Annotated in this window: 3 protein-coding genes and 1 pseudogene; 1 reads left to right on the top strand and 3 read right to left on the bottom strand. The window is 54.4% G+C overall.

The genetic code is table 11. The features are described from left to right. Positions 1-2: 2 nt before the first annotated feature. Together GV764_RS19310 and tet(A) are read right to left on the bottom strand one after the other, a co-directional pair. Positions 3-506 (bottom strand): shikimate dehydrogenase family protein, encoded by a 504-nt coding sequence (locus tag GV764_RS19310; RefSeq protein ID WP_013851371.1) that lies wholly within the window; start codon positions 504-506, stop codon positions 3-5. A 502-nt stretch (positions 507-1,008) separates the two neighbouring features. Next, a complete protein-coding gene (gene tet(A), locus GV764_RS19305; protein ID WP_031942321.1) occupies positions 1,009-2,208 on the bottom strand; it encodes a tetracycline efflux MFS transporter Tet(A) in 1,200 nt (399 codons plus the stop codon). 127 nt (positions 2,209-2,335) lie between these two features. On the opposite strand from tet(A), the gene tetR reads away from it, so the two are divergent. Further along, the gene (gene tetR, locus GV764_RS19300) at positions 2,336-2,977 is read left to right on the top strand and encodes a tetracycline resistance transcriptional repressor TetR (RefSeq protein ID WP_013851373.1); all 642 of its coding nucleotides are present in this window, start codon (positions 2,336-2,338) and stop codon (positions 2,975-2,977) included. A 363-nt stretch (positions 2,978-3,340) separates the two neighbouring features. Here the strand turns inward: tetR and GV764_RS22425 are convergent. Beyond that, positions 3,341-3,544, bottom strand: a pseudogene (locus GV764_RS22425) (DDE-type integrase/transposase/recombinase); the annotation flags it as partial. Between the last annotated feature and the right edge of the window lie 220 nt (positions 3,545-3,764).

Below are 3,764 nucleotides of genomic sequence, written 5' to 3'. Positions count from 1 at the left end.
TATCACCACCGACTATTTGCAACAGTGCCAATTAATTCTCCAACCTGTTTGGCGGCCATAGCATAAGCAATAGCTGAGCCAGCACCGCCTGTTCCAGCTAGATAGACTCTTTTACCTGTCACATCGAAGCCTCTTTTCAAAAGGCTCGATACGAAACCTTCACCATCGAGCATATCCCCATGTAGTTGGCCCTGAGCATTCCTCCTGATGACGTTGCATCCTCCGATTGCCATAGCAGATTCACTGGCTGAATCAATTAATGAAAGCGCATGTTGTTTGTGAGGCATCGTTATAATGGCACCACGAAAATTCTGAATACATTTCAGACCATTGACAGCGGTTTGCAGACCTACAGAGTTTATATGGAGAGGGACCATCAAAGTGTCGGGGATTTGTTTTTCAAGGATGGCGGCATTTATCATGAGTGGAGCGCTGACCTGAGCGATCGGGTCACCTATGATCGACAACAGTTGCAATTTACCACTAACAATACTGAGTTCATTCATCACTGATACCCGTATGTAAAATAAATTAACCAGACTATTTTACATAGGATTACATGAAAGACTGGTTTAATGGCAAGTAGAAATGCTGTATCAGCCACCTCAACAGGGGAAGACACATCTACATACAGTGATTGAAGGTTACGCCTTCAAATGCTCATATGTCAATAACGTAATTAGAGAATTTGTAGAAACCTACATGTCAGGCTTATTGCGAGATATAATAGATTTAAATTGTACTTTTAATACCTGATACAACGATAAATCTCCAAAATTTGGTGTAAATAATTATCTCATCTGTATTTTTTAGTGGAACATTCGTATTGTCCTGTCCCCCGTTGACTACACATTCTGAAGTGAGGGATGTCTGTTCTTAGAACGAAGCGGACAAGATGGCTGGGTTAGAGGTCCGCTGTGAGCGAAAAGCAGTCCTAATATTGCTGTACTTGGACGGGTAGCCGGAAGTCGCCTTGACCCGCATGGCATAGGCCTATCGTTCCCACGATCAGCGATCGGCTCGTTGCCCTACGCCGCTCCAAAACCCGCGACGCAGCGCCGGCAGGCAGAGCAAGTAGAGGGCGGCACCTGCAATCCATGCCCACCCGTTCCACGTTGTTATAGAGGCCGCATAGATCGCCGTGAAGAGGAGGGGCCCGACGATCGAGGTCAGGCTGGTGAGCGCCGCAAGAGATCCTTGAAGCTGCCCCTGACGTTCCTCATCTACCTGCCTGGACAACACTGCTTGCAGCGCCGGCATTCCGATGCCACCCGAAGCAAGCAGGACCATAATCGGGAACGCCATCCATCCCCTTGTCGCCAAGGCAAGCAGGATGTAGCCTGCGCCGTCGGCAATCATTCCGAGCATGAGTGCCCGCCTTTCGCCGAGCCTGGTGGTTACAGGGCCGGTGATCATTGCCTGGGCGAGTGAATGTAGAATACCAAATGCGGCAAGCGAAATGCCGATCAAGCTCGTGTCCCAATGAAAGCGATCCTCGCCGAAGATGACCCAAAGCGTGGCCGGCGCCTGTCCGACGAGTTGCATGATGAAGAAGACAGCCATCAGGGCGGCGATGACGGTCATGCCCCGGACCCACCGGAACGAAGCGAGCGGGTTGAGAGCCTCCCGGCGTAATGGTCGACGTTCGCCTTTGTGCGACTCCGGCAAAAGGAAAATGCCCATCAGGAAATTGAGGCCATTCAAGGCTGCTGCGGCGAAGAACGGAGCATGGGGGGAGAAACTGCTCATCAGCCCACCGAGCACAGGTCCCGCGACCATCCCGAACCCGAAACAGGCGCTCATGAAGCCGAAGTACCGCGCGCGCTCATCCCCATCTGTGATATCGGCAATATAGGCGCCGGCTACCGCACCAGTCGCCCCGGTGATGCCGGCCACGATGCGCCCGATATAGAGAACCCAAAGGAAAGGCGCCGTCGCCATGATGGCGTAGTCGATAGCGGCGCCGGACAGCGAGACGAGCAAGACCGGCCGCCGGCCGAAACGATCCGATAGCGCACCCAGCACAGGCGCGCAGGCAAATTGCATCAACGCATACAGCGCCAGCAAAATGCCATAGTGGGCGGTGACGTCGTTCGAGTGAACCAGATCTCGCAGGAGGCCCGGCAGCACCGGCATAATCAGGCCGATGCCGACAGCGTCGAGCGCGACAGTGCACAGTATTACGATCAGGGGTCTGTTGGGTTTCACGTCTGGCCTCCGGACCAGCCTCCGCTGGCCTCCGGACCAGCCTCCGCTGGTCCGATAGAACTCACGGATCCTTTATCACTGATAAGTTGGTGGACATATTATGTTTATCAGTGATAAAGTGTCAAGCATGATAAAGTTGCAGCCTAATACAGTTATCCGTGTCGCCCTGGACCTGTTGAATGAGGTCGGCGTAGAGGCTCTGACGACACGCAAACTGGCTAAACGGTTGGGGGTTCAGCAGCCGGCGTTATACTGGCACTTCAGGAACAAACGGGCGCTGCTCGACGCACTGGCCGAAGCCATGCTGGCGGAGAATCATACGCATTCGGTGCCGAGAGTCGACGACGACTGGCGCTCATTTCTGATCGGGAATGCCCGCAGCTTCAGGCAGGCGCTGCTCGCTTATCGCGATGGCGCGCGTATCCATGCTGGCACGAGACCGGGCGCACCGCAGATGGAAGTGGTCGACGCGCAGCTTCGCTTCCTCTGCGAGGCGGGTTTTTCGGCTTGGGACGCCGTCAATGCGCTGATGACAATCAGCTACTTCACTGTTGGGGCCGTGCTTGAGGAGCAGGCCGGCGACAGCGATGCCGGTGAGCGCGGCGGCACCATTGAACAGGCTCCGTTGTTGCGGGCCGTGATAGACACCTTCGACGAAGCCGGTCCGGACGCAGTGTTCGAGCTGGGGCTCGCGGTGATTGTCGATGGATTGGCGAAAAGGAGGCTCGTTGCGAGGAACATTCAAGGGCCGAGAAAGGGTGACGATTGATCAGGACCGCTGTCGGAGCGCAACCCGCTCACTACAGCAGAGCCATATAGACAACATCCCCTCCCCCTTTCCACCGCCTCGTGCGCCTGGCGGGCAAGAGCCAGGGCGGCCGTCTTCACATTCTGCCCTGCGCAGATAAGATAGATTTAGCGTGGACTCAAGGCTCTCGCGAATGGCTCGCGTTGGAGGCTTTCATTGATACTTGTGGGGCACCGCAGGGAAATACCGGCTATGTCGTGCTGCGCATCGCAGCCTGCGCCCTTGACTTGTCTCGCCTCTCGGGACTCACCCCTTGATACTGAACAATATCGCCAGCAGCTTCAGTCCTGTCCCGATAACCACCCCGTGGTATCCACTCCGATTTCAGACTGCGGAACAGTCATTCTGCAAAGCATTATCCCAGCAGTTCCCGCTGCGGCTCATGCTGAGCATCATTCCATATTGAGCGGCCAGAATCCGGTACGGCAGGCTGCAATATTGGGTTCCCTGGTCCGAATGGAAAATTATACCTCCCGGGCAACCTCGGCCCTGCCAAGCCATTGCCAGCGCTTGTTTTTGCAAGCAGGCTGTTTGCTTCTGACGAGAACGCCCAGACCACTAATTTATCTGTATATATTCAAGTTTCATCTTGTTTCCCCATGTAAGTATCCCTGCAAAACGAACCATTCACTTTTAGAGATCCTCCGACATACTAATTATGTCCTCTGAGGAGATCTCCATGCGTAAAGTCCGATTCACCGAGCTGCAGACATTCGGCCGGCACTGTTGCAAATAGTCGGTGGTGATA

It is taken from the genome of Atlantibacter hermannii, from assembly GCF_009907385.1.
In the GTDB taxonomy this organism is placed as follows: Bacteria; Pseudomonadota; Gammaproteobacteria; order Enterobacterales; family Enterobacteriaceae; genus Atlantibacter; species Atlantibacter hermannii_A.
Note: the sequence above shows the minus strand (reverse complement) of the source record. Positions and strands in the feature narration are given on the sequence as shown.

Bases quoted from the DNA above. Each gene is read 5' to 3' on its own strand.
- GV764_RS19310 (WP_013851371.1), bottom strand. From the start codon at position 506: ATGAATGAACTCAGTATTGTTAGTGGTAAATTGCAACTGTTGTCGATC.
- tetR (WP_013851373.1), top strand. From the start codon at position 2,336: ATGATAAAGTTGCAGCCTAATACAGTTATCCGTGTCGCCCTGGACCTG.